The organism is Waterburya sp. (genome assembly GCF_058530065.1).
Genome location: NZ_JBZNBU010000282.1, coordinates 25,898 through 50,875, shown reverse-complemented (window position 1 = coordinate 50,875; position 24,978 = coordinate 25,898). Strand labels below are relative to the sequence as shown.

Genomic DNA, 24,978 nt, shown 5'->3' with positions numbered 1-24,978 from the left:
CTGAAAGTTGTATTACTAGTCCGAACTGGAGTCTGCAAGGCTATACCAATGCCCTACCTGAATATGTCAAAATTCCCTCCCCTGAAACTGATTGCGCCCAAGCTTGTCCTTTTGCTTATCTGCTCTCAGTAGTTTATGCTCTAAATCAGGAATCCTCTACCGCCGAGATGCTACAGCCACAATTAACTAATCAACAAGATTGTCGGACTCAATTGTTGGACTATCTCCACCAACCAGAACACCACAATGATACGGTTAATTTCTTAAAGCAAGTAAAACTTCATCCTCTGACTAACTTTACTGCCAATTTCGGTCTGCATTGGTTACGACCAATCAACGATTTTTCCCTTCCTCCCCATCGTGTATATAATCATCTTCCTGCCTGGCAATTACTCGACAGTACTAGCGAAAATTCTTTAGCAGACCATTGGTTCGAGCGACAAATAGTCATCATTGCTCCTGGAGGATACGAAGAAGCTGGTGTCAAACCTGGTGCTGACAATTTTCCCCTACCCTGGGCAGTGAAATACTGGCGGTCACGTTATGGTAATGCACCCATTAGTTCGGGTAACTTTACTGGTTCTGAGTTTCTGGCTTATATGATTTATCAGTTACTGACACAGCGTCTGGTAGTTAATATTCCCGAACTTTGGACGATCGCGATCGCGGGCTTATTAGCTCAGGGAATTACTTTGCGGTTGAATTTGCATTCTGGTCAGGGATCTAAGTGGACTTTGGGACTGGCTAGCTGTACGGGGGCTTATGTCTTAATTGCCCTGCAAGTTTATCTCTCTGTCTCGGTATTACTGCCTGTATTTTTACCCTCAGCAGTTTTTTGGATTTATCTTACGCCTACTTTGAGGAGGCAATCTCATGAAGCGGATTAAGTGTTCCCCTAAAACCCACCGAAACACCCAGAGAATTGTGTCTTGGTTCTTCCTAATTCTAATCGCAATTCTAATTAAATCTTCAGTCCTAGCTCAACCAAACTCTGAATTTGATCCCAAAACTAAACCGAGGGATTCAACAACTGTCCCTGAGTCCTTAACGCCCAATAGCTCTGGCGCACGTAAATCTATTTGGTCAGCTATTTGGGAACTCTTAAAAAAACGTCAAGAGCCTACTTTAGCTTCCCGCAGAGAACTCTGCCCGATTACGCCAGGTTTAATAGAAGCTAAAAATGTCATCTGGAGCGATCGCCCTACGTTTATTTGGCAAGGTGATGTATCCCCAATCACGATCTATCTTTATGATTCTTTTGATCCCGATCGCGAATCACAACTATTATGGAGTCAAACTTTTACCCCTCAATCTCCCGTCGGTAAATTTAATTATCTTGCTTATACGGGAGAAGCCTTAAAACCAGGTAAAAGCTATGATTGGGAAATTGTCACTGACCGTCGCGATCGCTATACTTTTCGGGTTATGGCATCTGAAACAAGAGAGCTAATCGCTGCTGAGCTAATGGCATTAGAAACTCAGGTTACCCTAGCAGGTGTTAGTCAAGAGAAAATTGCTTTAGAAAAAGCTAATTATTTTGCCAAAAAAGGTCTTTGGTCAGATGCTTTACAGCAAATTTATTCAACCCCAAATCCTTCTGATGATTTTATTCGTAACGCTCGCGATACCCTAACTTATTTTTGCGACTAGATGAAGGGCGATCGCTTGTACCAATAATTCAGGCGATCGCCTGACTGAAACAAGAAATTGCAGCTAGTAGGTTGGGTTGAAGAATGAAACCCAACAGCAGCAACAGATTGATGGGTTTCGCTATCGCTCTACGCATCCTACAAATAATTAGATTGACTAATGTCCAATGCTCAATGATAAACATTCGCCCTGCCCAAGAAGCAGATTTGCCAGCCATTGTTAATATTTACAATCAAAGTATCCCCAGTCGTTTGGCAACCGCAGATACCGAAGCAGTTACGGTAGAAAGTAAACGAGATTGGTATAGCAAGCGATCGCCCAATCGACCAATTTGGGTAGCAGTACAAGAAACAGAAATATTAGGATGGCTGAGTTTTCAAAACTTTTACGGTCGTCCTGCCTATCTCCACACTGCGGAAATTAGTATTTACGTAGGAACAAAATACCATCGTCAAGGAGTAGCAAGTAAGCTTATGGAAAAAGCGATCGCATCCTGTTCAGAATTGGAAATAACAACCCTTCTAGGTTTTGTTTTCGCCCACAATCAACCCAGCATTAAATTACTAACCCGTTATGGTTTTCAACAATGGGGTTACTTGCCCAATATTGCAATTTTAGACGATTTTCAACGCAGCTTGCTCATTCTCGGCTTATCTTTAAACAGTTAAAACAGCAGTAGGGGCTGTTCGCGAACAGCCCCTACTTATCCAACCCATTTATCTATCTCTAGTTAGATTATTTCCAAATCTAACGAATGTATTCTTTTAATATACTATTGCGGTTGGGATGGCGCAGCTTACGTAAAGCTTTTGCTTCGATTTGACGGATGCGCTCGCGAGTAACATTAAAAATTTGTCCGATTTCTTCTAATGTTTTCATGCGTCCGTCATCCAGACCATAACGCAAGCGTAAAACGTCGCGTTCGCGGGGGCTTAAAGTATCTAGTACGCTTTCTAGATCTTCTCGGAGCAGACTTTTAGATACTTCGTCTTCAGGAGTCTCGCCATCAGCCTCAATAAAATCGCCCAAACGAGAGTCTTCTTCCTTACCGATGGGGGTTTCTAAGGAAATTGGTAATTGAGCCGATTTAGCGATAAATCTGAGCTTCTCAATGGTCATTTCCATGCGAGTTGCAATCTCTTCTTCGGTAGGTTTGCGTCCTTGTTCTTGAGAAAGTAGTTTAGTAGTTTTTTTAATGCGAGAAATAGTTTCGTAAAGGTGAACGGGAAGGCGAATAGTACGAGATTGATCGGCGATCGCTCTGGTAATTGCCTGTCTGATCCACCAAGTTGCATAGGTAGAAAATTTATAGCCTTTTTCGTGGTCGAACTTTTCAGCTGCCCTGATTAGACCTAAAGATCCTTCTTGAATTAAGTCTTGGAAAGATAAACCGCGATTCATGTATTTTTTGGCGATCGACACTACTAAACGGAGGTTAGATTGCACCATTTTGTCTTTAGCGCGTCTGCCAATAAAGAGGCGGCGGCGGAATTTGCGATATTCCATATCCACTTCTCTGGCCCATTCTTCGTCGGTAGCTTCTCTACCCAAACCATCTTCCAGACTGTCTTTAAGTCTTTCTAGTTCCAATAGATCGGCAATTTGACGAGCCAGTTCAATTTCTTCTTCTGCTCTTAACAGTCGAATGCGACCGATTTCTTGGAGGTAAATACGAATAGAATCTTCTGTATAAGGCTTTTTGCGACCACGTTCGGCACGGCGAGTTGTACTGGCTTTTTTCTTTTTCCCCTTAGCTGCTACTTTCAAATCGACATCTTCTCGGTCTTTTTGAGTATCTTCTTCGATTAGTACTTCCCAATCATTTGCAGGATTGGCGATAGTTGCTAGAACTTGATTAGCTTGGGTCATGCCGTTTTCCTCTTGCTCCTTCAGTGAAAAATTAATGATATTTGTTTAGTTAATGGTTTGGTGGGGGACTTCTATTTTAAGAGTGTGTCTAATTACACCTCAAGTTTACTCTTTGTCTCACTGTTTAATTTCAGGAGAGCAAACAACGATCTCAATTACATTGTAATTGCTTAGTCTTAACTAAGACAGATTTGTGAGTGAGTGTTATCAACTAGAAATTGATAATTGCTTTTTGATTTTAGCCTTGATTTTGGCAACTTAGGTGAAGATTGGACTTGGATTAAAGAAAAAATCCTTAGTAAATATAAAGAAGTGACAAAGTTTCCCTTATTTTTCGCCCCTATGGCATTGTAAGCAATTTGAAGAAAAATGACACTAATTAATTTTTTGTTACAAACAATATCCTTTTTTAACATCATCAACTCAATGCTTAAATCTAGCTAAAAAACCAGGTTTAATGCCCTATAGGGGGATTGAAACAAGGTGACAGAATTCATTATTACTAAAGACAGACAAAAAATCTAGGATCTGAATCTTTATTAATGAATAAAATTTCTCTACTATTTTGTGGAATTGCTTTCAGTTCGGTAATTTTAACTAATAACAGTAGTAACAATAAAAATCGCGCTATCGCTAATACTAGCCAAGACAGCAACTTAGCACTAGTAGCTAATGGTGAAGATTTTGTCAGACAGGGCTTTACCAGTAAAGATGGGTGGCAAATCAATTTCGATCACGCCTATGTAAATATTTCTGAGGCAACTACCTATGCAACAGAATCTGGTTTTGAACCTCATAAGGGAGATACGAAAAAAAGTATTAAGTATCAACAAAAAATAGATTTCTTAGAACAAGCTAAAACTATGGATTTGGCAGCAGGAGATGAAGTAGCCGAACCAATATTAATCGAGCAAATTGAAGTTCCTCAAGGATTTTATAATGCCTTAAGTTGGAAATTAAATACCGCAGGGGCAGATAGTCCGATCTCGGGACAAACTATTGCTTTAATTGGTACGGCTCAAAAAGAAGGACAAACTATCGATTTTAATTTAGGTTTTAACCAACCAATGGAATATGTTTGTGGTGAATTTATTGGAGACGAACGCAAGGGAATAGTCGCCTCAGATAGTTCGGGAGAAGTAGAAGCTACTTTTCATTTCGATCATATTTTTGGGGATGCCGATAGCCCTTCAGAAGATGCTCTCAATCAAGATGCTTTGGGATTTGAACCCATAGCTCAATTAGCTAGTAATAATAGTGTTGATTTAAACGATGTGGAGTTAGCCGATCGACTATCCGATGAAGACTATCAAAAACTCAATAAAGCGATCGCTAATTTGGGTCATGTAGGAGAAGGACATTGTGTTATTAGCAATTAGCAGATGGCAATTATGGAGAAAAATAGGGGAAAATTTGAGAGCTTTGTCAAAAAATCTTACAATTTCCTTATTAGAAACCCTACGTTAATTCTATGAATAGGTTTTACTTTTTTCTGGCTTTGGCGATCGCGGTTACAACCCCAAAGCAAGTTTTAGCCCACGGTGCAAATATTGAATATCAAACAACTTCTGCCATTACCATCCAAGCTAAATATGATGATGGTACGCCCATGAAACAGGCTCAAGTAGTTATTTACGCACCTAGCGATCGCGCCACTCCCTGGATGCAAGGTACGACCGATGAATCTGGTAAATTTACTTTTGTTCCCGATCGCGACTCTAGCAATCTTGGTAATTGGGATGTAAAAGTACGTCAGTCAGGACATGGTAGCATTACCAGCATTCCTATTCAAAATGACAAACTAGCAGCGAACCAAATGACCTCCCCTCCAATGGGGAAAGGTTATAGTCCATCACAAAAACTAATGATGGCTGCTGCGGTGGGGTGGGGATTTGTCGGCACGGCATTGTTCTTTTCTCGTTCTAAATCTCGCTAAATAATTACATCTAGGTTGATTAATGCACATTCCTGACGGTTTTCTCCCCCCGAATGTATGTCTTGCTGGTTATGCTTTAACTGGTGGAGTTACATGGTACTCTCTACGAGAAATAGATCGCGATCGTTCTCTTCAGGCAAACATTCCTAAGGCTTCTTTATTAACAGCGGCTTTTTTTGTAGCTTCTCTGATTCATATTCCGATTCCCCCCACTAGCGTTCATTTAATTTTTAATGGTTTAATGGGCGTAATCTTGGGGTTTTATGCTTTTCCCGCTATTTTAATTGGTTTATTTTTTCAAGCAGTCATGTTTCAACATGGTGGAATGTCCACTCTAGGAGTAAATGCAATTATCTTGGGCTTACCTGCGATCGTGGCTCATCTCATTTTTAGACAGCGCAATCGTTTGGGGGGGAAAAAGTCCGTTGTAACCAAAGTTCTCTCTTTTGTGGCTGGAATGGGAGCATTATTACTATCTGCATCGATGTTTGCCGTTTTATTGGTGACTCATATTTCCCCAGATATGGATGTCAACGCCGAAAGAACGGCTATTTTAATATCTTTAGGCAGTTATACCATCCAAGCTGCCATTGAAGGGGTATTTTGTGTGATGTTGGTTTCTTTCCTCGAACAAGTAAAACCAGAACTCATACAACAATAACCTATAACCCATAACCTATAACCCATAACCTATAGCGACTTGTGCAAGGGGGTGACAAGGTGACTGGGTGACTAGAAATTAACTACTAATAACTAATAACTATTAACTATTAACTAACAAACCATGTAATGAAATTAGCACTAGATCGTTATGCCTATTTAGATTCTCCTTTGCATCGTTGGCAACAAGGATATAAATTAATTGGCTTATTGAGTTTAATTTTTGCTTTTGCTTTTGTACAAAATATCTGGTTACTGCCTTTGGTAGTGACCATTACGGGAATTTTATTCATTCTTTCTCAAATTCCCGTTTCTTTTTTGCTCTCGCGTTTGCGCTATCCCAGTTGGTTTATTTTGGCAGTAATTATTTTGTTGCCTTTTGTATCGGGAGAAACCCCTTTAGTTGAATGGGGATATTTAACTATTAAAGAAGAAGGTTGTTGGCAAGCCTTATTAGTTTCCGTACGTTTCTTTTGTATTTTAACTTCTAGTTTGGTTTTGTTTGGCACTGCGCCTTTTTTAAATAGTATTAAAGCCATGCGATCGCTCGGTATGCCTAGGGCGATGGTCGATATGACTCTCTTGTCCTATCGCTATCTAGAGGAATTGGGAGAAATGCTGACTACCATGCAGCGAGCGATTAAATTGAGAGGATTTCAGCCTAAAAATATCAGTCGTCGCAATCTTCGGGTTTTTGCTCGGCTAACTGGTAGCATTTTAATTAGAAGTTACGAACGTTCTTTAAGAATTTATCAAGCCATGATCCTTAGAGGCTACGGAAGCAAAGTAAGTTCTAACTGCAAACCTCAAGCTAATTTTATGACTAAGGATAAATATAGTATTATGGCAACTTTAATTACCTGCACCACAGCCATGGTTTTGATAGCTTTACAGCTATTATTGCCGAGTTTTTAAACTGGATACCCCAGTAGGACGATTTATTGTATTAGAACAAACTAATGAACGACTTAGTAAAAACTGCCAAGAACCTATCCTTAAAAACTAAAGCAATTTCTCTACGTAATTTATGTTTTAGTTACAGCGATGAAAGATCTATTCTGACCGATATTAATTTAGAAATTAACGCTGGGGAAACAGTCGGCTTGATTGGTGCAAATGGTGCGGGGAAAACAAGTCTATTCTTGACTATGTGCGGTATTCTACGACCTACCTATGGTGAAATTAGGCTTTTTGATCGCCCGATCCAAGCAGGAGAGTTTAACCCCGAAATTGGTTTGGTATTTCAAAACCCCAACGATCAGTTATTTTGTCCAACAGTGCGGGATGATATTGCTTTTGGTTTGGAAAATATCGGACTCTCTGTCGAAGAAATTGAAACTAGAGTCAACGCCGCTTTATCGTTAACGGGAGTTACCCATTTAATCGATCGCATTCCCCATCAGCTTTCAGGGGGAGAAAAATGTATGGTGGCGATCGCAGCAGTATTAGCCATGCTACCTCAAATAGTCCTTTACGACGAACCTAGTGCCAATCTCGACTTACGTGCCAGACGCAGATTGATCAAGTTTCTCCAAACTTCTGGCGAAACAATTATGGTTTCCGCTCACGATTTAGAATTGATTTTGGAAGTATGCGATCGCGTCATCTTGCTCGATGGCGGTAGAGTTATGGCTGATGGTAATCCTAGAGAAATTATGCAAGATAAAGCTTTGATGGAAGCTAATGGTTTAGAAGTACCTCATTCTCTAACTCATTTTCATTAACTGATAGGAAACACGGGGTAAGTGGGTGGCTAGTTAACCTGAGTTCAAATTAATTATTTATTTATTGATTGGGGATCTTTGCTGTTAATTCTGCCAAAACTTTCTCTACGTGACCTTTAACTCGAACCTTATCCCAAACTTGGGCAATTTTACCATTGGGAGAAATCAAAAAAGTCGATCGCACCACTCCCATATATTCTTTACCCATAAATTTTTTTAATCGCCAAGCACCATAAGCTTCAATGATTTCGCGCTCGGGATCTGTTAATAGTGTGATAGATAAATTATGTTTGTCAATAAACTTAGCATGGGATTTAGCCGAATCAGGACTTACCCCAATAATTTCTGCTCCTAATTCTTGAAATTGTTCCGTATATTCAGTAAAGTCTTTAGCCTCTGTGGTACAGCCAGGAGTATTATCTTTAGGATAAAAATACAATACTATCCAACTACCTTTTTTTGCTTCCAAACTAACAATATTATCTTCTTTATCTTTAGCAGAAAAATTGGGAGCGACTTGTCCTATTTCTGGTATCTGAGTCATGGTTATTGCCTGAACTATAATTTAATTAATACATCAAAAAAAGGAGAGAAAAAATATCACTAACTCTTATAAGCATCAAACATCACCAAAATTTCATCCATGGCAAAATTATCAATTTTCTGCTCGATTATCTTAGCTAGAGAAGTATGTTTTTCTCGAATTTCTTCAAGTAATTGGTAAAGTCGGTCTTCATCAAGAGCTATGGCAGCTTTATTGACTCGTTCAAACCAATTATCAGGTATCTCTTGCAATATATTAGGGTCGAACGCCGATTGTAAATCGACGACAGAATTATCTGCTTGTTGTTCTGGATCGAGAACGAGTTCGTAAATATAGTCAATTTCTAAATGATAGGCGAGTTTCTCTAATAAATCTGATTCTCGAAAAGGCTTGGCTATAAAATCATCGCAGCCAGAAGCCAAGATTTTGATTCGCTCTTCTTCAAAGCTAGATGCAGTGAGAGCAACGATCTTGATTTTCTCAGTTAGAGGATTAGACTTAAGGCTTTGAGTAGCTTCAATACCATCCATCACAGGCATACGTATATCCATCAAAATTAAATCTGGTTGCCATAATTCGATTATTTTTAGAGCCTCTGCACCATTAACAGCTTCTCTTATTTCAAAGCCGAACTTTGCCAATAATTCTTTCACTATTACTCTATTCTCAACCAGATCGTCCACAATTAAAATACGATATGTTCTTTGATTGGCAGCCAAAGCAACTACTTTTTTTGGTTCTGAAGGTAGAGAATTTGGCTTGGTTTGAACGATTGTTTCAACAACAATTTGAAATTGAAAAACAGAACCAATATTTAATTTACTATTGACGGTAAGATTACCTCCCATGACTTGCACGAATTTTTGACTAATGGCTAAACCTAGACCAGTTCCTTCTTGAAATTTTCCCGATCTAGTTTGAACAAATGGTTGGAACAGGGTTTCTAAGTCCTCTGGGTCAATTCCTTTACCCGTGTCTCGAACTTCAAACAGTAAAAGATTTTCCCGATCTGGGTCGGGTTTAACAGTCAAATAAACTGTTCCTTTGGTAGTAAATTTGATGCCATTAGTTAATAAATTGATCAACACTTGACATAGCTTTTGTTCGTCGGCGACCACAAATTGCGGTAAGTTAGAGGCTAATTCAAAGCATAAGTTAAGATTTTTTTGTCGGGCTTTGAATAACAACATATTTTTAATGCGGTCGAGCATTTGCCAGAGATTAAAGCAAGTTAGATTCAAACTCATGCGACCAGCTTCAATTTTTGACATATCGAGAATATCATTAATTAATGCCAATAAATGTTCGCCATTACGCTGTATGGTTCTGAGTTTCACCTGTCGATCGCATTCTACACATTCTACAGTATTGTCTCGCAATAAAAGTTGAGTAAAACCCAGAATAGAGTTCATCGGAGTGCGCAATTCGTGACTCATATTGGCTAAAAAGGCACTTTTTGCTTGATTGGCAACTTCTGCTTTTTCTTTTGCTTGTTCTAATTGTTGATTTGATTTGGTTAAAGCTATTGTCCGTTCTTCAACTTTTTGCTTGAGAGTACGAGAATACTCTTCAAGTCTTTGATTGGCTTGCTCTAATCTTTGTTCTGCTAGTTTGCGATCGCTAATATCTTGGGCTTGAGCAAAAATAAAGCCTTCTTCCTCATATTCTAGATAGTTGCTGGTAATCTCTACAGGAAAAATCTTGCCCTGCTTAGTTTGATGTTCTGCTTCAAATCTTTGATAAGTATTTTGTTTGGTTTGTTGCCAATGGGCAGTCCAAGCTTCTTGAGGAAAATCAACAGGGAAACTGGGAGTAAATTCCCAAAAGTGCAGTTGTCGCAGTTCTTCAAATTCGTAGCCAAGATTGTTACAAGCAGATTGATTGGCATCAATAATTTTTCCCTGGCGATCGATCCAAAAAATTGCCATTGCTGTATTTTCTAAGGCAAATTTAGTCAAGCTCAGAGATTTTGCTTTGGCTTTTCGTTCTGTTATGTCTCTAACGATGCTGACTATATATTCTTCACCTTCATATTCGAGATAATTAGCAGAAACTTCGACGGGAAATATTTCCCCCGACTTTCTTTGATAAATAGATCCCCAACACATATTGCGATTTTCTTTAATTACTTCTTTGAGGATTTCCCAAATTAGTTTGGCATGGGGGGAAATATCCAATAGCGTTAGACTAGATAACTCTTGATGGGAGTAGCCCAAGCTTTGGCAGCAAGCAGGATTAGCGTCTACTATCTGACCATTCATTTTCAAGATCAAAACATGGTCTGCAAAATTATCTAAAGCAAACTGGGTAAATTTAAGTTTTTGTTCGGCTCGTTTGCGATCGCTAATATCTTTAATCATTGCTAAAGCTCTTTGAGCTTTTTCCCCTGGAAGATCGACGATCGAAATAGTTGTAGCTGCCCAAAAAACCAAACCATCTTGGCGAATGTAGCGTTTTTCCAGGGTGAAGTTGTCAATTTCTCCCCGAAAAAGTTTTTGAAGATATTTTTGGCATTCTACGAAATCGTCAGGATGGGTTAACTGTTTGATGGGAAGTTTTAATAACTCCGAACGATTGTAGCCAATCATCTGGCAGAAATAATTGTTTATTTTAGTCAAACGACCAGTTCGATAATCTATCTCAGCAATACCGATTGCCGCCTGTTCAAATGCTCCTTTGGCTCTTGCTTCGTTTAATTTTAAAGCTAATTCAGCAGCTTTGCGATCGCTAATATCGCGAAAATACCAAATACGACTATCAGATCGATCTAAGGGAAAAAATTTTACTGGATAAGAATATCGCTCTAGAAAGCGTCCGTCTTGGAGAGCAATTTCATCACAGCTACTTTCTTGGAAATGGGAATAAAGATATTCAACTTTAGCCAAAAACTCCCTTGGGTTTTCTAGTTGAGCTAAAACAAAGTTTAAAAGTTGTCGATCGTCTTGGGTGGCTATAACGGTTTCGGGAATATTCCAAAGTTCGATAAAACGCTGATTATAAAAAATAACCTGGCGATTCCCATCTACTGCGAGTATGCCATCGGGAGAAGATTCTTGTTGTCTGTTTAAAAATATATTTTTATGTAATAGTTCTTTGTTTGCCTTTTGATTTCGATCGAATAAATAAGCATTTTGAAGGGAAATGGCAGCTTGAGAACAGAGGAATTCTATAATAATAGTTTTTTCACGACTGAAGAAGTTTTTAGTCTTAGAAGAATGTAGATATACAACTCCTAAAAAATTTTCTTGATATTTTAGAGGTAACGCCAAAATACCTTGAGGTTTCTGTTCCCTTAAATAGTCATCAATAACAGGTAAGTCAGTTTCTAAGTCATCAATCGAGACTATTTCTTGAGTGTTTTTGATATAGTTAATTAGTTTTTCAGGAGCATAAAGATTAATTTCGGATGAACGATCTATTGCTTCTAAATTTCGCGAATCCCCGTTAACATAAATTTCCCACTTGCCAATATTATCTAGTAAAGCAATAATCGGGCGATCGCATCCTGAGTGTTGCAGAATAATTTGACTCAGTTTTTTGAGTAATTTATCCAGTTCTAAAGTTTCTGTGAGAGTTCGCGCAGATTTGAGGATATTTGCTAAGTCGAGAACATGATTAGAACTAAAACCACTTTGGGAAGTTCGATCGCTAGAATCATTTAAAGTCGAACAGGATGAAAGGGTTAGTAAATAATTAAAAGATTGGTTTTTCTGTTGCAGGATAGGGCGCAGTAGTTCTGGATAGTTTCGCTCTAGACGGTCTATTGTGGCTCGATCGTTCCATCGCTCATAGCAACAATAGGCTTCTTGCAGATAAACTGCTGCAATCTTTTTTTTGCCCCAATCGAGATAAAATTTGGCTGCTAGTTCGTTGGCGAGAGCTTCTTCTTGGATCGATCCAGATTCTTTTGCTCCTGCAATGGCGCGATCGTATAGATTTAACGCTTCAAAGTTGTTACCTAAAACTCGGTTTTTTTCCGCTTCAACTAAGTCATATTTAGGTTGAGAATTCATCTATAATCTTTTTATTAAGTATAAAATTGGATTTTAGTTGGTGTTGTCAATTAAGCTCTAAATTGCCTACTTCGACTTTTGTTTTTAAGGACAACAATTAACTGGCATAGTTAGCCATTAATTGTTATGCTCCTATAATTCCCAATTTATAAATTTTTTGGGCAAAATCCAAGAAAATATAAGATAGAACCGCTATTTTACTTAGTTATTTGATACAGATTAAAAAACTTAGAATTACCACCAATTTAATCTATGATACTCAATATATTTTTTATCTCTTTAATGGGTTTTCTCTCTTTATATATCTTGCGAGGTATCGGTTTTATTACCTTTATTTCAGGGGGTGTAATTACTACTTTGCTAATAACTGCGGTTATTTCTGGTTTAACTTGGGGAATTTTGAAGACCAGAAGATATTAAACTAAATTAGTAATTTTCAAAAATGCGATTATAAGTTGAAGGTAATAGTTGTTGGCGGTGGTGCTGCGGGTTTTTTTGGTGCGATCGCTTGTGCTGAAGCAAACCCCAGTCTTAAAGTAACTTTGATTGAAGCGGGACGCAAACCCTTAGCAAAAGTCCGTATATCTGGTGGTGGTCGATGTAATGTGACCCATCACTGTTTCGATCCTTCCCGTTTGGTAGAAAATTATCCCAGAGGCGGTAAAGCTTTGCGTGGTGCTTTTACTCGTTTCCAGCCACAAGATACGGTGAAGTGGTACGAGTCGCGGGGAGTAAAGTTAAAAACCGAGGCTGATGGTAGAATGTTTCCCATTACCGATAATTCGACCACAATTATTGATTGCTTAATGAAAGCTGCCGATCTAGCAGGGGTAGATTTACAAGTGGGAGTTGGGGTTAAATCGGTTAAGCAATTTTTGGATCGAGAAGAGAAAAGCTATTTCCAAGTAGAATTAAAAAATGAAAAAATATTGCACTGCGATCGCCTTTTAATCGCTACGGGGAGCAATCCTCTAGGTTATCGTTGGGCAAAAAATTTAGGACACAAAATTGAATCTGCCGTACCTTCTTTATTTACTTTTAATCTTAAAGATCCTCGCCTACAAGATTTAGCGGGAGTTAGTGTTAGTAATGCCACAGTTCGTTTGGGCAAAGGTAAAAATAAACTAGAACAAAATGGAGCATTATTAATTACCCATTGGGGACTGAGTGGCCCTGCAATTTTAAAATTATCTGCTTGGGGAGCAAGATTTTTACACGAACTTAAATATAGTTCTGAATTACAAATTAATTGGCTACCAGAATACAATCAAGAAACTTTAAAGCAAGAGTTTAAGACAATAAAGCAAACTCATTCTAAGAAAAAAATTGTTAATTACTGTCCTGTTAAATTACCCAAAAGATTGTGGCACAGTTTCGTCAAATATGCCTCTATTAATCCAGATAAACTATGGTTGGAAATTAGTAACAAGGAATTAAATAAATTAGTCACAGAAATAATTCAAGGACAATATCAAATCAAAGGGAAGGGAGTATTTAAAGAGGAATTTGTTACTTGTGGGGGAGTCAGTCTCAAAGAAATTAACTTTAAAACTATGGAAAGCAAAAAATGTCCTGGCTTATATTTTGCAGGGGAGGTATTAGATATTGATGGGGTGACTGGAGGGTTCAATTTCCAGAGTGCTTGGACTACGGCTTGGTTGGCAGGTAATGCGATCGCCAATCATAGCCATTCTAATTAATTTTTAGCTCCCTAATTACGATAGACTAATCTGCAATAAATAAACCTTTTTAATTAAACTTTAGATCTAATATTTGGTAATGGTGAGTAATTCTACTAGCTCTTACGCAATTGATTTTGGTACTAGCAATACAGCGATCGCTCGCTGGAATAGCGCGACGCAACAAGCCGAGTTAGTCAGATTACCCCATCTTTCGCAACAGATTAGTGGTTTACCGCCTCTAATTCCCAGTTTGGTATATATAGAAGATGCCCAACAGTCTAAAATCTTAGCAGGGCAGGTGGTGCGCGATCGCGGATTGGATTTTGCGAATAATCCGCGTTTTTTTCGCAATTTTAAACGGGGAATTGGTACGGATATTCAAGGTTTTTTACCAGAATTAGACGGCGAAACTATCTCTTTCGATCGCGTTGGAGAATTATTTTTACGTCAGGCGATCGCATCTCTTCAAGGAGAAACAGCAGAAAATTTAGATTCTTTGGTTTTAACCGTGCCTGTCGATAGTTTTGAATCCTATCGCAACTGGTTAATGGGAGTGTGTCAGTCTTTGGCGGTAGAACAAATTAAAATTCTCGACGAGCCAACTGCTGCTGCTTTGGGCTATGGGGTGGCAGACGGAGAACTGCTACTGGTAGTGGATTTTGGCGGGGGAACGATCGATCTTTCTTTAGTTCGTTTGTCTCAGGCAGCTAGCCCTCAAACTCGCGGTTTTATCCTCAAGTGGGGTAAGAAAATGTTGGGAGAAAATTCCGCCCAAAAGAAAAATATTGCGAAGGTAATTGCTAAAGCGGGGGCTAACCTGGGAGGGGCGGATATTGATAACTGGTTGGTGGATTATTTTGCTCGCACTCAAGGAATGCCTAAATCTAGTTTGACGACTCGTTTGGCAGAAAGACTGAAAATTAAGCTGTCAGACAATGAATCGGCAGAAGAGGTTTATTTTAATGACGAAACTTTAGAAACCTACGAATTGGCTTTGGAGAGAGATAGTTTTGAAAAAATTCTGCAAGAACAAGGGTTTTTCGCTCGCCTTAACGATCTAATGAGTCAAGTTTTGCAACAAGCTAGAAGAAATGGTGTAGAAAATACGGATATTGATAGTATACTTCTAGTAGGCGGATCGGTGAAAATACCAGCAGTTCAAAACTGGGTCAAACAGTATTTTGATGAAGTTTTGGTAAAGAACCAACGACACTTTGATGCGATCGCCACAGGAGCATTACAAGTAGCCCAAAGCGTTGAAATACAAGACTTTCTCTATCATAGTTACGGTATTAGATATTGGAATCGCAAGACTCAAAGACACGATTGGCATCCAATTATTCAACAAGGACAGCCTTATCCTACCAATCGACCGATAGAACTGGTTTTGGGGGCTTCTACCCCCAATCAAACTAGCTTGGAATTAATTATTGGCGAATTGGCTTCTCAGACTGCTAGCAGGGAAGTATATTTTGAAGGGGATCGCTTGGTTGCTAAAACTGTAGATACTGGTAATACTGAGGTTCAGCCGTTGAACGATAGCGAGGGAGGGAGGACAATTGCGCGGTTAGATCCTCTCGGTAATCCTGGGAGCGATCGCTTGAAATTGTTATTTAAGATTGACTCTCAAAGGTACTTACGTATTACAGTAGAAGACTTATTAACTCAGGAAACTTTACTGAATAATTACATTGTTGTGCAGCTAAACTAAGAACTCATACTGTAATATGTATATAGGTAGATACCACTAGTAAATATTACAGATAATTTATGATTTGCAAACTTTTGCCAAATTTTGGCTGATTACAGGATTTAAGAGCTCATTGAAAGAAAAGTTAGAAGGAAATAACTACCCACGATTATGGTTTTAGACTCAGTCAAATCTGGAAAACTTACATATTAGTACTGAGTAGTCAGATTTTATTTGTAGCTTAATGTTAACCTTTTAATTACGCCAAATTAGTCATAAATACCTATAGGCATAAATCAAAAATTTAAACGTAGAAGTATTACAGCACCATATCAATATCCACTAACTGTTATATAAAGATATTAGAAAGCTATGAAAGCGAAGAGAGTAAATATACTTAATGTTTCCATTGATAATATAGGTATGCAAGAGCTATTAGAAAGGCTCAAGTTTGGTGGGGTAGTATTTACACCTAATGTCGATCACTTAGTCAAGTTGCAAAAGGATCGTCAATTTTATCGAGTTTATCAAGAAGCTGACTATCGAGTATGTGACAGTCAATTGGTTATGTATGCTTCTCGTTTTTTAGGACATCCTCTTAAAGAGAAAGTTTCAGGCTCGGATTTATTTCCTGCGTTTTACCAACGCTATGCTTACGATGAAGATGTCAAAATCTTTTTGTTGGGCGGTTTATCAGGAGTAGCAGAAAAAGCTCGCTATCGCATCAATCAAAAAGTTGGTAGAAATATAGTAATAGATAGTTATTCTCCTCCCTTCGGATTTGAAAACGATCCCGCAGAATGTCAAAAAATCGTCGATTTAATCAATAGTTCTGGTGCAACGGTATTGGCTGTGGGAGTAGGCGCGCCAAAACAGGAAAAATGGATTTGCCGTCATAGATCTCGCTTGACTTCAATTAAAACCTTTTTTGCCATTGGGGCTACCATTGATTTTGAAGCGGGAAATTTAAAGAGATCTCCTGCCTGGATGAGTTCGGTTGGTTTAGAATGGCTCTATAGACTATTGTCCGAACCTGGTAGACTTTGGAAAAGATATTTGCTAGAAGATACCGTCTTTTTTGCCTTGATTTTGCGTCAAAAGTTGAGATTAGCTCGTAAAAGAAACTTTGCCCATCGAGAAAATCTATTTGAATCTAGATAAAAATTGCTCCCTCGACAATAATTTAGAAGATCGAGCGGTAATTTTAAGCTGATGGGGAAAGGCGATCGTTATTAATATATTTCAGAAGTTTTATTGTATATTTACAACTCATAAAGTAAATTTAAAGTTTTGGCTGAGAGATACAGATTTAGTTACAAACATCTAGATTAATTCCTAGTAATAAGACATACTATTGATATGTGAGATTAGAATTAGGGATTAACGATGTTGGAAAAAATGCTGCTAGCTGCAATCTTTACGGTTTGTATCTATTTATTTATCAATTTGGGTGGACAACCATCTAATTCGCCTACTTTAGATTCAGGAGAAAAGATGATTCCTAGGTTTTTTAGTCAGGCGAATTTTCTGGCATGGTAGTTTAGTTTTGGTTAATCATATTTATTAATAAAATTTATTAGTCTATCTTGGTTTGTGGGGAATTAATCAATAGTGTTTTTATTGCCAATCTTGTAATTGTTGATAGTAGTTTTTAAACTTGGCTGAGAAGCGATCGCGATTCTTTTCAAATCCAGCAGCTATGACAATGGAAAAAATTCCCGCCAACAAACCAACTACCCATTTGAGAAAAGCAAAAGTAGCAATTAAACTGGCTAGTTGATAGAAGACGGTTAGAATCAAGGTAATAGTGCCAGAAAACAATAAAGCTCTAATTCTCAAACCCAAACCAAGAAAAATTAAACTAAAACTAATTGCACCAGGAATTATCCCTGGATCTTGATAGAAAAGGGCGACAATAGAGATAATACTGCAAGCAATCGATCGCAAGACGTGACGTTGTTGGCGTTGGGCAATAAAGTAAGAATCGATTTGGGCTACATATAGTAGCGACAGACTAATAACTGCTGCCAGCCAAATTATTTCAGTATTGAATTGCCAAATTAATCTTAGAATAGCCCAATTAATAAATCCCAGGCTGAGGTAACTCCAGCGGGGGTTTTTTTGTGAATAGGCGATGCGTAGATAAAAAATAGTGGTAGCCAATAAACTTAAATAAGATATGTCTTCGGCAGTAACTAAAGTCATGAGGGCGGGAGTAATTACTGCCATCCGTTGCCAAGGGGTTTCCCGCCAGCCGAAATTTTGCCAGGGTATTTGGTAGATAAGCAAAGCAATAGCACAGGTAAAAATCACTCGCCAAGGATCGAAGAAACTGAGTTTGCTAATGATTAGGCGACTATAAACCAGAGTGGCAACAATTTCTACTAAGCCAACATATACCCACCAGTCATTATTATTATTGTTGCTTTCTCGATCGCGATCTTTGCCTTGAATAACAGCATAACCGCCTAAACAGAAGCTAGTGGCAATACTCAGGGGAGTGAGTCGAGGAGTGGTGCTTTCGATCGCAATACTGGCAGCGATAATTTTAAGAATACTGCTAATCGCCCAGTGGATATGTGCCACTAAAATAACTTTGGCTAACTTTAGATTAAAAATGGTTTGACGATGGCGTTGGCGACACCACCAAGCAGTCAGGCGATAGGAAAAAGCGATCGCAGCAGCCACTAAAGCTAAAACAGTCATGCCATCAGCTACACTACCCCCCGATGACTGCTGCATTTTATAAATGACTAATTCGTAGATACCGCAAGTAATACCGAGACAACCCAGGTAGTTGGTAATTAAGTTTAATGGTTGTTTTTTTTGGGGAGTATTAATGAGTAGGAAAGCTGCGCCGAGAGTGATAATTCCTGTATAGCTATTATATAGATGCGATCGCCAGAGAATTGCTAAGGCTGCATAGATTAGAGGGATGTAATTTAGATTGAGTTTTGCCCAAGAGGAATTGTTTTTGCTTGTTGACTGGAGTAACAGCCAAGCCGATAAACCCAGTAGAATATTGCTAACGGCAAAGCTAAGATCTTTACCTCCTAATAAAGATACAGTGCCGACTGCGATTAATTCTATTAGCCAAGCAAGATTATACAAAGCCCAGTTATTGGGCTGCTGTCGATACCGCCAAATAATTCCCCCCACGATTAAAACTGCGGTAATGAGGTATTGGGGATAAATATTAAACCTGGCTAAATCGAGATAAATAATGCTGAGACTAGCGGTAACAATGGTAGTTAAAGCGATCGCCCAATAGTCGGCAGATTTAAGATATTTTCTAATTAATTTAAAGTTTTTGGCTTCTACTCCTACTCCCAGAGTGCTGTAAGCATTCCGCTGGGAGATATAGTCAAACCGAGGAGTATTGATAATATCTGTTAAATAAAAATAGAATTTGTATAACGCCAAGATTAATAAGCCAAATAATATTAACCAGTTTTCATCCCTGACAAAACTATCCGCCAAACTAACTGTTAAACTCAAACCAAAACCCCAATGAAGCGCGGTAACCCAAGTGCGACGGAAATTAAACCCATTGACAAACATTAGGGCGATCGCAAAACCCAAACCGATTAACCTCACAATGGGATCGCTTAAAAATAAAATCTCAGCTGCGATTAAGGCGATACAGCTAAGGGCAGTAGCAGTGCGTCGTCGTTGAATTTTAGGAGTATACTTTGCCACCCAGGTAAGCATCCCTGGTGCAGCCAACCAGATTAAACTCGAAGCAACAGTAAATAGTTTTGGGGGATAATTATCGACGATCTGGTTGGAAAAACAAAGATAACTAATCCCTGCTAGTAATAAGCCAGCATACCAACTAGTTTCTTTGAAAACCGATAAATAATTTTCTTGCTCTCTTCTTCGTTGACGACTGTAGATCGACCATTCTCCCGCCATCAAGAGAATAAAAATACCTCCCCAAACAGATTTAGATAGATTGGGAAATACTACATCAATCCCATTAACAATTGTCACCAAACCCAATAGATGAGTTAGATAAATCGAGAAGATTCTTAGAGGCTGGCGGATATAAGCCACATAACCCAAAGTCGCCGTTGAGAATAGTAAATTGAGCGATCGCCAAGTAGGATTTGATAAGCTGAGATAGGTTAATCCTATTCCTAAAAGAAAAGTTAGCCCTTCGGTATAGTTTGCTAACTCTGTTTTTTCTCGACGATATAACCAAGAAGCAATAAAGATAAATAAAATAAGGTAGGGAAACAGGGTAACTCCAAATACCGATTCGGGGAGATATTCCGTCTTACTAATATTTACTGCTAAATCTAAAGCACCACTACGAATATTAGGAGGAATTAATTCTTTAGCGATATATACAGTTTGCAAACCAATCAAAAATATTGCAGTCAGATCTCGCTTGCGCCAATATATTGTCAATCTTTGACTGTATAAATGAATTGCCAAACAGCTGATGGCGACAGTTTGCCAGAAAAATAAAGAGGAGTCGTCAAAAATTCCTCCTATCAGGGATACAAACCAAGTACCAATAAATAAGAGAATACTAATTACTTGTAAAACTTTACTAATAAAAGAATCCGTCAATCTTTCGGTTTCCGACTGAGAGATTTCACTATTATTAGCATTAGCTACTAGATCTGCTGTAATAGTGTTTTGTCCCTCGTTTTCTGGTTTAGCTTGATTGCTTTGCCCTGACTTCTCTAAGAAGTCTACTACTTGTTTTTCTTTGGTTAAATATATGGTGGCTAAAATCCAACCAAAGATGGCGATCGCTAAATTGGTTAAATGACTTTCTGGACTTAATAAAGTTCTAACTAATAATAAAGACCAAGCCGATAATAAAAATAATAAACTAAAAAAAGGATATTTTTGTTTGGGTAATAAAAAGAAATAATGTATCGAACTGATAGTTAGAATACTGCCATAAAGAATAACTACGGGAAAAGGAACGAACTGCCAAATAAGGTTTAACCCACTCAAACCGATAAATAAAGGCAGAAAAAATTTATTATTATATTTCTTACTTAGTTGAGGCTGACACAGTAAAATCATGCCCAAGGCAGCCAAAGCAACTATTAAAGTAATCCATTCCCAAATAGAATTACCCAAACCAAAATGACCGATCGCCCAACAATTAATCGGTACTAATAACATCGCGATCGCACTTAAAGTTTGGGAAGTTAATTTTAAATTATCTTGCTGACTCGACCAAAAACCAATCCCCCAAAACCCTAAAGTATAGACTAATAAAATTAAATATTGAGCGAAATGAGGAAAATTATCCCACTGACTGGCTGCCAAAACTCCTGAAGAAATAACGACTAAAAATATGCCCAAAAATAGCAACCAACGAATACTTAATTCATCTAAAAACCCTTGCCAAATACGATTAATTAAACTGGGCTTAGATGCAACTACTAATTCTTTTGATTTGGCTGTGTTTTCTGTTAATTCTGTGGTTTGAATCTTCCTTACTACTTCTATTTCGGGTAAAGGGCAACTCAAATTCTGACGACAAAATTGCATCACCTGCCTTGGATTAACCAAACCCAACTCTAGCCAGAGATCTAAACCATTAAGTAATTCTGGATGGTCAGATCTGACATAAAATTCTAGATTCAGCCAAGTGTTATCGTCTGGAGGCATATGTTGAATGGGTAGTGGGTAGTAGGTAGGGGCGGTTCGCCCTAAAGGATTAGCTTCGCGTCCGAACCGCCCCTACGGTAGTGGGTAAAGTAATGACTTTCCTTACTCAAAGTGAGATTACTATTCTAAATTTGAGGATAATGGATAGAGCGAAAAGTTAGGGGGAGATAATTTCAAAATTTTGTAAATAGATGAAATCTTTCTCTTTATATCTTGCTTTCTTAGAAGTTGGTACTATTTATAATTATATTTTTATTCCTAGAGCTACAGCAGTTAAAATAATTAGCTCATTACTTATTCCTTAATTAATATTCTTTTAAAGAATTAGTAAAGAATTATAAAAGTGCAAGTATTTCAATTATGTTTGAATAATAAAACATAAAAATACTATTTTCCCATGAACCGAGGGCACCAAACTGGAGACATTCTCAACCAAAAATATAAGATTCTTCAAGTTATTGGCGAGGGCGGAACGGGAATTACTTACAGTGCGATCGCTTTGGAAACAAAAGAACGGGTAGCCATTAAAAATTTATCTCTTCAAGGTTCGGATAATTGGAAACAAATCGAACTATTTGAGCGATAAGCTAAAATCTTAGCAACTCTAAACCATCCCTGCAATACCTAAATATATTGATTATTTCTGTTTAGATAATGTAACTGTGGGCTATGGGTTTGCTCGTAAATCTCGTCGCGCTTTGTTTCAAAGGCGATCGCATCAAATTGTTGTACCATAATCTTTATAGAATTGAATAAATTCACCTAGCTAAATTCCTTAACAAGTTCTACACAGTTATTAAAGATAATTCCGAGCTTTTGCAATAAAACTAAGAATGTCAATCAAAGAATTACACGATCGCGATTTTAACCTGTGGGTTGAAGAAACCAAAAAAGCGATTTTAACCCGTGATTTTGAAAATATGGATTGGGATAATTTGCTGGACGAAATCGATGATATGGGGAAATCAGAAAAGCGATCGCTTGAAAGTTATCTCGAACAATTGATCGCTCATCTCCTCAAGCTTAGTTATTGGGAATCGGAAAAGGAGCGAAATTATAGGCATTGGAAAGCTGAAGTAATTAATTTCCGCAATCGCATCAATCGTTTATTAAAGCGCAATCCAAGCTTTCATAAATATATGAAAGAAATCTATCCAGAGATATTTCAAGATGTACTTAAATCATCTAAAGCAGAATTTGAAATTAAAGAGGGCGCGAAAATCACGTTAGAATTCGCCATGGATGAAAATTATTTTGGCGTTATACCTCCGTCTCAACCTCTCAACTAATGAAGGCTAAATCCCTCTTCTCATTCTTTCAACTAAATCTTGATTCCGATGATCGGCATTAAGACCAAAACTATCAGCATCGGGCGTAACCACCGTTTGGTTTATATTAATTGTCTTATTGGGAATTGTCGATCGCCCTACACTAGCATTATTCAAAGAAGCCAAATCGAAATTCCCAGAAGTATTTAACCCAGCCAAAATATTGTTTTCTACTCCAACAGTTCCCCCTCGATCAAAATACTGAATGATTCGTTTGAGACGTTTATTGGGATTTTTGCTTAGTGGTGCTTATGACTAATTATTGACAATAGCTATTGATACAAAGTTTTTGGGAATTATAAGATGGCTGAATTAGATTGAAGCAAAACCAATGCCAGAAACTGTATATATTTCCATCGAAAACCTATCCACCGAAGCAGGAACTTTTCTTACACCTACTTGGATCGGCATACACGATGGTAGATTCGACTTATTCGATCGCTATCGCCCTGCCTCTCTGGGTTTAGAAAGATTGGCAGAAGATGGAAATACAGATATTTTGAGCCAAGAATTCAACTATCGAAATGATTTGGATCGTCTTATTGTTGGAGGAGAAGGAACGGAAAACCTCATCGATCCTGGAGAAAAGGCAGAAATTAGTATAGAAATAGATTCAGACGATGCCAATCAACAGTATCTTTCCTATGCTTCGATGTTAATTCCTTCTAACGATGCTTTTATTGCCAATGAAAACTCTAGGGCGATCGATTTATTCGATGTTAATGGAAATCTTATTCCTAGAGAATATATTATTTATGGCAATCGATTGTGGGATGCAGGAACAGAAGGAAATAATGAAGATGGAGAAAGCACTGCTTTTGGGGGACAAGAGCAACCTAATACTGGCGTACCTGAAGGGGGAGTAGTAGATCTTCACCCAGGATATCTTGCTGGAGGTAGATTGGAGGAACTTTATCCTGGTTCGGAAAATCTGACAAATTCTGACTATGAAATTGCCAAACTAACCGTACATGATGGTAGTGGAGAAGTCAGCAATCCAGATTTAGTCGAGCTAACTATTACTGTAACTAACTTGTCACCAGAACGAGGAACTTCTCTATCTCCTATTTGGTACGGTTTTAGCGACGGTAGTTATGAAACTTACGATATCAATCGTCCTGCTTCTCCTGGTTTAGCAAGTTTGGCAGAAGATGGAGATACTACAATCTTAAAAGATGAATTCTCTCTAGGGGAATGGGGAGATATCCAAGGGGTAATTAGTAACGATGAAGGAACTGCTGAAATTTTAGACCCCCAAGAAACAGTAACTCACACCATAACAGTAGACCGTTCTCAAATTTCTAATCGTTACTTTAATTATGCCTCAATGGTTTTACCTTCCAATGATGCTTTTGTTGCTAATGGAAATGGTACGACTCATAAAATATTCGATCGCAATGGTAATTTTCTCGGCTTAGATTTAACAGTTAGGGGGGCAAATGTTCTTGATGCGGGAGCTGAAGTCAACGACGAATTAGCTGCCAATACTCCTTTGTTAGGACAAGCAACTCCCAATACAGGAGAAACTGAAGGCAAAATAGTCGTCCCTCACCCAGGTTATAGAGTGGGGGGTAACATTCTGAGTCAAGAAGATTTTACTAATGCTGATTTTACCCAGCCAGACTACGATCTGCTTCAAATTACTATTACCACCGAAGATTTGCCAATTCGTGAGGAAGTATATGGTTTTCAGGATACAAACTCCTTCGGACAATTTTATACTACTTCAATTATCGAACGGGACTATATTTTAGGTAATTTACCTCAGTATGAATCTCAAGGCGTCGCTTTTCTAGGAGGAGATGAAGCATCGGGAGATCCTATTTATCGCTTCTTTAATCGCGTTACTGGTCAACATCTGTATACTCCTTCAGAAATAGAAAAAGAAGCAGTGATGGAACTTGATAATTATAATTTTGAAGGTATAGCTTTTTATGGTTACAATGAAAGGGTAGAAAATACAGAACCTTTATATCGTTTTTATAATACGGAATTAGATGTTCATTTCTACACTACTTCGGAAACTCAAAGGATAGAATATTTGGCAGATGAAATCTTTATTGCCGAAGGCAATGATGGAATTACTTTTTATGTCGATACTATTTAATCTCATTGAGTTCTCCGTTAAGGTCGAGGTAGCTGTAGCTGTTACATCAGAGGTCTGCAATTATCTTACAGCAGTTTTCATCTAAGTCAGGTACAGAATAGATCGTTTTAAGGCAGGAGGCAGGGGGCAGGAGGC

General features: G+C 38.2%; 20 protein-coding genes and 1 pseudogene. 16 read left to right on the top strand and 5 right to left on the bottom strand.

The features are described from left to right. The 3 genes and pseudogenes from AC33VI_RS17085 to AC33VI_RS17075 form a co-directional block, all read left to right on the top strand. A pseudogene (locus AC33VI_RS17085) lies at positions 1-887 on the top strand (CHASE2 domain-containing protein); the annotation flags it as partial. Continuing rightward, the gene (locus AC33VI_RS17080) at positions 874-1,650 is read left to right on the top strand and encodes a DUF928 domain-containing protein (RefSeq protein WP_491783466.1); all 777 of its coding nucleotides are present in this window, start codon (positions 874-876) and stop codon (positions 1,648-1,650) included. The pseudogene AC33VI_RS17085 and the gene AC33VI_RS17080, both read left to right, overlap by 14 nt. 176 nt (positions 1,651-1,826) lie before the next feature. Next, entirely contained in the window at positions 1,827-2,318 is a 492-nt protein-coding gene (locus AC33VI_RS17075; RefSeq protein WP_491783467.1) for a GNAT family N-acetyltransferase, read from the top strand. A gap of 79 nt (positions 2,319-2,397) precedes the next feature. On the opposite strand, the gene rpoD is transcribed toward AC33VI_RS17075, so the two are convergent. After that, positions 2,398-3,519, bottom strand: a complete 1,122-nt coding sequence (rpoD, locus tag AC33VI_RS17070) for an RNA polymerase sigma factor RpoD (protein WP_491783465.1) — start codon at positions 3,517-3,519, stop codon at positions 2,398-2,400. Positions 3,520-4,061: 542 nt separating this feature from the next. Here rpoD and AC33VI_RS17065 point away from each other — a divergent pair. From AC33VI_RS17065 to AC33VI_RS17045, 5 genes are all read left to right on the top strand, one after another. Further along, positions 4,062-4,898: a DUF4382 domain-containing protein gene (locus tag AC33VI_RS17065; RefSeq protein WP_491783464.1), complete on the top strand. Its 837-nt coding sequence runs from the start codon at positions 4,062-4,064 to the stop codon at positions 4,896-4,898. A 92-nt stretch (positions 4,899-4,990) separates the two neighbouring features. Continuing rightward, on the top strand, positions 4,991-5,455 hold the full coding sequence (locus AC33VI_RS17060; RefSeq protein WP_491783463.1) for a carboxypeptidase regulatory-like domain-containing protein: 465 nt from the start codon (positions 4,991-4,993) through the stop codon (positions 5,453-5,455). Between the two features lie 22 nt (positions 5,456-5,477). Continuing rightward, entirely contained in the window at positions 5,478-6,116 is a 639-nt protein-coding gene (gene cbiM, locus AC33VI_RS17055; protein ID WP_491783462.1) for a cobalt transporter CbiM, read from the top strand. Between the two features lie 128 nt (positions 6,117-6,244). After that, on the top strand, positions 6,245-7,030 hold the full coding sequence (gene cbiQ / locus AC33VI_RS17050; RefSeq protein ID WP_491783461.1) for a cobalt ECF transporter T component CbiQ: 786 nt from the start codon (positions 6,245-6,247) through the stop codon (positions 7,028-7,030). A 44-nt stretch (positions 7,031-7,074) separates the two neighbouring features. Further along, on the top strand, positions 7,075-7,839 hold the full coding sequence (locus AC33VI_RS17045) for an energy-coupling factor ABC transporter ATP-binding protein (RefSeq protein ID WP_491783460.1): 765 nt from the start codon (positions 7,075-7,077) through the stop codon (positions 7,837-7,839). 61 nt (positions 7,840-7,900) lie between these two features. Here the strand turns inward: AC33VI_RS17045 and bcp are convergent, their stop codons facing one another. Beyond that, positions 7,901-8,383 carry a thioredoxin-dependent thiol peroxidase gene (gene bcp / locus AC33VI_RS17040; RefSeq protein ID WP_491783459.1) on the bottom strand — a complete coding sequence of 161 codons (483 nt, stop codon included), beginning with the start codon at positions 8,381-8,383 and terminating at the stop codon, positions 7,901-7,903. A gap of 59 nt (positions 8,384-8,442) precedes the next feature. Then, on the bottom strand, positions 8,443-12,396 hold the full coding sequence (locus tag AC33VI_RS17035) for a PAS domain S-box protein (protein ID WP_491783458.1): 3,954 nt from the start codon (positions 12,394-12,396) through the stop codon (positions 8,443-8,445). Between the two features lie 252 nt (positions 12,397-12,648). Between AC33VI_RS17035 and AC33VI_RS17030 the strand changes: the two genes are divergently transcribed. The 5 genes from AC33VI_RS17030 (at position 12,649) to AC33VI_RS17010 (ending at position 17,307) form a co-directional block, all read left to right on the top strand. Further along, positions 12,649-12,816 (top strand): hypothetical protein, encoded by a 168-nt coding sequence (locus AC33VI_RS17030; RefSeq protein ID WP_491783457.1) that lies wholly within the window; start codon positions 12,649-12,651, stop codon positions 12,814-12,816. 35 nt (positions 12,817-12,851) lie between these two features. Continuing rightward, positions 12,852-14,096, top strand: a complete 1,245-nt coding sequence (locus AC33VI_RS17025) for a BaiN/RdsA family NAD(P)/FAD-dependent oxidoreductase (RefSeq protein ID WP_491783456.1) — start codon at positions 12,852-12,854, stop codon at positions 14,094-14,096. A gap of 79 nt (positions 14,097-14,175) precedes the next feature. Next, complete coding sequence (locus tag AC33VI_RS17020; protein WP_491783455.1) at positions 14,176-15,789, top strand: Hsp70 family protein; 1,614 nt, start codon at positions 14,176-14,178, stop codon at positions 15,787-15,789. 351 nt (positions 15,790-16,140) lie between these two features. Continuing rightward, the gene (locus AC33VI_RS17015) at positions 16,141-16,929 is read left to right on the top strand and encodes a WecB/TagA/CpsF family glycosyltransferase (RefSeq protein ID WP_491783454.1); all 789 of its coding nucleotides are present in this window, start codon (positions 16,141-16,143) and stop codon (positions 16,927-16,929) included. Between the two features lie 225 nt (positions 16,930-17,154). Beyond that, complete coding sequence (locus tag AC33VI_RS17010; RefSeq protein ID WP_491783453.1) at positions 17,155-17,307, top strand: QAALIT motif small membrane protein; 153 nt, start codon at positions 17,155-17,157, stop codon at positions 17,305-17,307. Between the two features lie 78 nt (positions 17,308-17,385). Here the strand turns inward: AC33VI_RS17010 and AC33VI_RS17005 are convergent, their stop codons facing one another. Then, a complete protein-coding gene (locus AC33VI_RS17005; protein WP_491783452.1) occupies positions 17,386-21,408 on the bottom strand; it encodes a DUF2157 domain-containing protein in 4,023 nt (1,340 codons plus the stop codon). 397 nt (positions 21,409-21,805) lie between these two features. Between AC33VI_RS17005 and AC33VI_RS17000 the strand changes: the two genes are divergently transcribed. After that, the gene (locus tag AC33VI_RS17000) at positions 21,806-21,994 is read left to right on the top strand and encodes a hypothetical protein (protein ID WP_491783451.1); all 189 of its coding nucleotides are present in this window, start codon (positions 21,806-21,808) and stop codon (positions 21,992-21,994) included. A gap of 247 nt (positions 21,995-22,241) precedes the next feature. Then, positions 22,242-22,697, top strand: a complete 456-nt coding sequence (locus AC33VI_RS16995) for a DUF29 domain-containing protein (RefSeq protein ID WP_491783450.1) — start codon at positions 22,242-22,244, stop codon at positions 22,695-22,697. Positions 22,698-22,703: 6 nt separating this feature from the next. Here AC33VI_RS16995 and AC33VI_RS16990 read toward each other — a convergent pair whose 3' ends face one another. Beyond that, positions 22,704-22,895 (bottom strand): hypothetical protein, encoded by a 192-nt coding sequence (locus tag AC33VI_RS16990; protein ID WP_491783449.1) that lies wholly within the window; start codon positions 22,893-22,895, stop codon positions 22,704-22,706. A 172-nt stretch (positions 22,896-23,067) separates the two neighbouring features. Between AC33VI_RS16990 and AC33VI_RS16985 the strand changes: the two genes are divergently transcribed. Next, a complete protein-coding gene (locus tag AC33VI_RS16985) occupies positions 23,068-24,843 on the top strand; it encodes a spondin domain-containing protein (RefSeq protein WP_491783448.1) in 1,776 nt (591 codons plus the stop codon). Positions 24,844-24,978: the final 135 nt, after the last annotated feature.

What these genes read in the sequence shown, in the direction of transcription:
- AC33VI_RS17080 (WP_491783466.1), top strand. Translation starts at nt 874, where the DNA reads ATGAAGCGGATTAAGTGTTCCCCTAAAACCCACCGAAACACCCAGAGA.
- rpoD (WP_491783465.1), bottom strand. Translation starts at nt 3,519, where the DNA reads ATGACCCAAGCTAATCAAGTTCTAGCAACTATCGCCAATCCTGCAAAT.
- AC33VI_RS17065 (WP_491783464.1), top strand. Translation starts at nt 4,062, where the DNA reads ATGAATAAAATTTCTCTACTATTTTGTGGAATTGCTTTCAGTTCGGTA.
- AC33VI_RS17060 (WP_491783463.1), top strand. Translation starts at nt 4,991, where the DNA reads ATGAATAGGTTTTACTTTTTTCTGGCTTTGGCGATCGCGGTTACAACC.
- cbiM (WP_491783462.1), top strand. Translation starts at nt 5,478, where the DNA reads ATGCACATTCCTGACGGTTTTCTCCCCCCGAATGTATGTCTTGCTGGT.
- cbiQ (WP_491783461.1), top strand. Translation starts at nt 6,245, where the DNA reads ATGAAATTAGCACTAGATCGTTATGCCTATTTAGATTCTCCTTTGCAT.
- AC33VI_RS17045 (WP_491783460.1), top strand. Translation starts at nt 7,075, where the DNA reads ATGAACGACTTAGTAAAAACTGCCAAGAACCTATCCTTAAAAACTAAA.
- bcp (WP_491783459.1), bottom strand. Translation starts at nt 8,383, where the DNA reads ATGACTCAGATACCAGAAATAGGACAAGTCGCTCCCAATTTTTCTGCT.
- AC33VI_RS17035 (WP_491783458.1), bottom strand. Translation starts at nt 12,396, where the DNA reads ATGAATTCTCAACCTAAATATGACTTAGTTGAAGCGGAAAAAAACCGA.
- AC33VI_RS17030 (WP_491783457.1), top strand. Translation starts at nt 12,649, where the DNA reads ATGATACTCAATATATTTTTTATCTCTTTAATGGGTTTTCTCTCTTTA.
- AC33VI_RS17020 (WP_491783455.1), top strand. Translation starts at nt 14,176, where the DNA reads ATGGTGAGTAATTCTACTAGCTCTTACGCAATTGATTTTGGTACTAGC.
- AC33VI_RS17015 (WP_491783454.1), top strand. Translation starts at nt 16,141, where the DNA reads ATGAAAGCGAAGAGAGTAAATATACTTAATGTTTCCATTGATAATATA.
- AC33VI_RS17010 (WP_491783453.1), top strand. Translation starts at nt 17,155, where the DNA reads ATGTTGGAAAAAATGCTGCTAGCTGCAATCTTTACGGTTTGTATCTAT.
- AC33VI_RS17005 (WP_491783452.1), bottom strand. Translation starts at nt 21,408, where the DNA reads ATGCCTCCAGACGATAACACTTGGCTGAATCTAGAATTTTATGTCAGA.
- AC33VI_RS17000 (WP_491783451.1), top strand. Translation starts at nt 21,806, where the DNA reads ATGAACCGAGGGCACCAAACTGGAGACATTCTCAACCAAAAATATAAG.
- AC33VI_RS16995 (WP_491783450.1), top strand. Translation starts at nt 22,242, where the DNA reads ATGTCAATCAAAGAATTACACGATCGCGATTTTAACCTGTGGGTTGAA.
- AC33VI_RS16985 (WP_491783448.1), top strand. Translation starts at nt 23,068, where the DNA reads ATGCCAGAAACTGTATATATTTCCATCGAAAACCTATCCACCGAAGCA.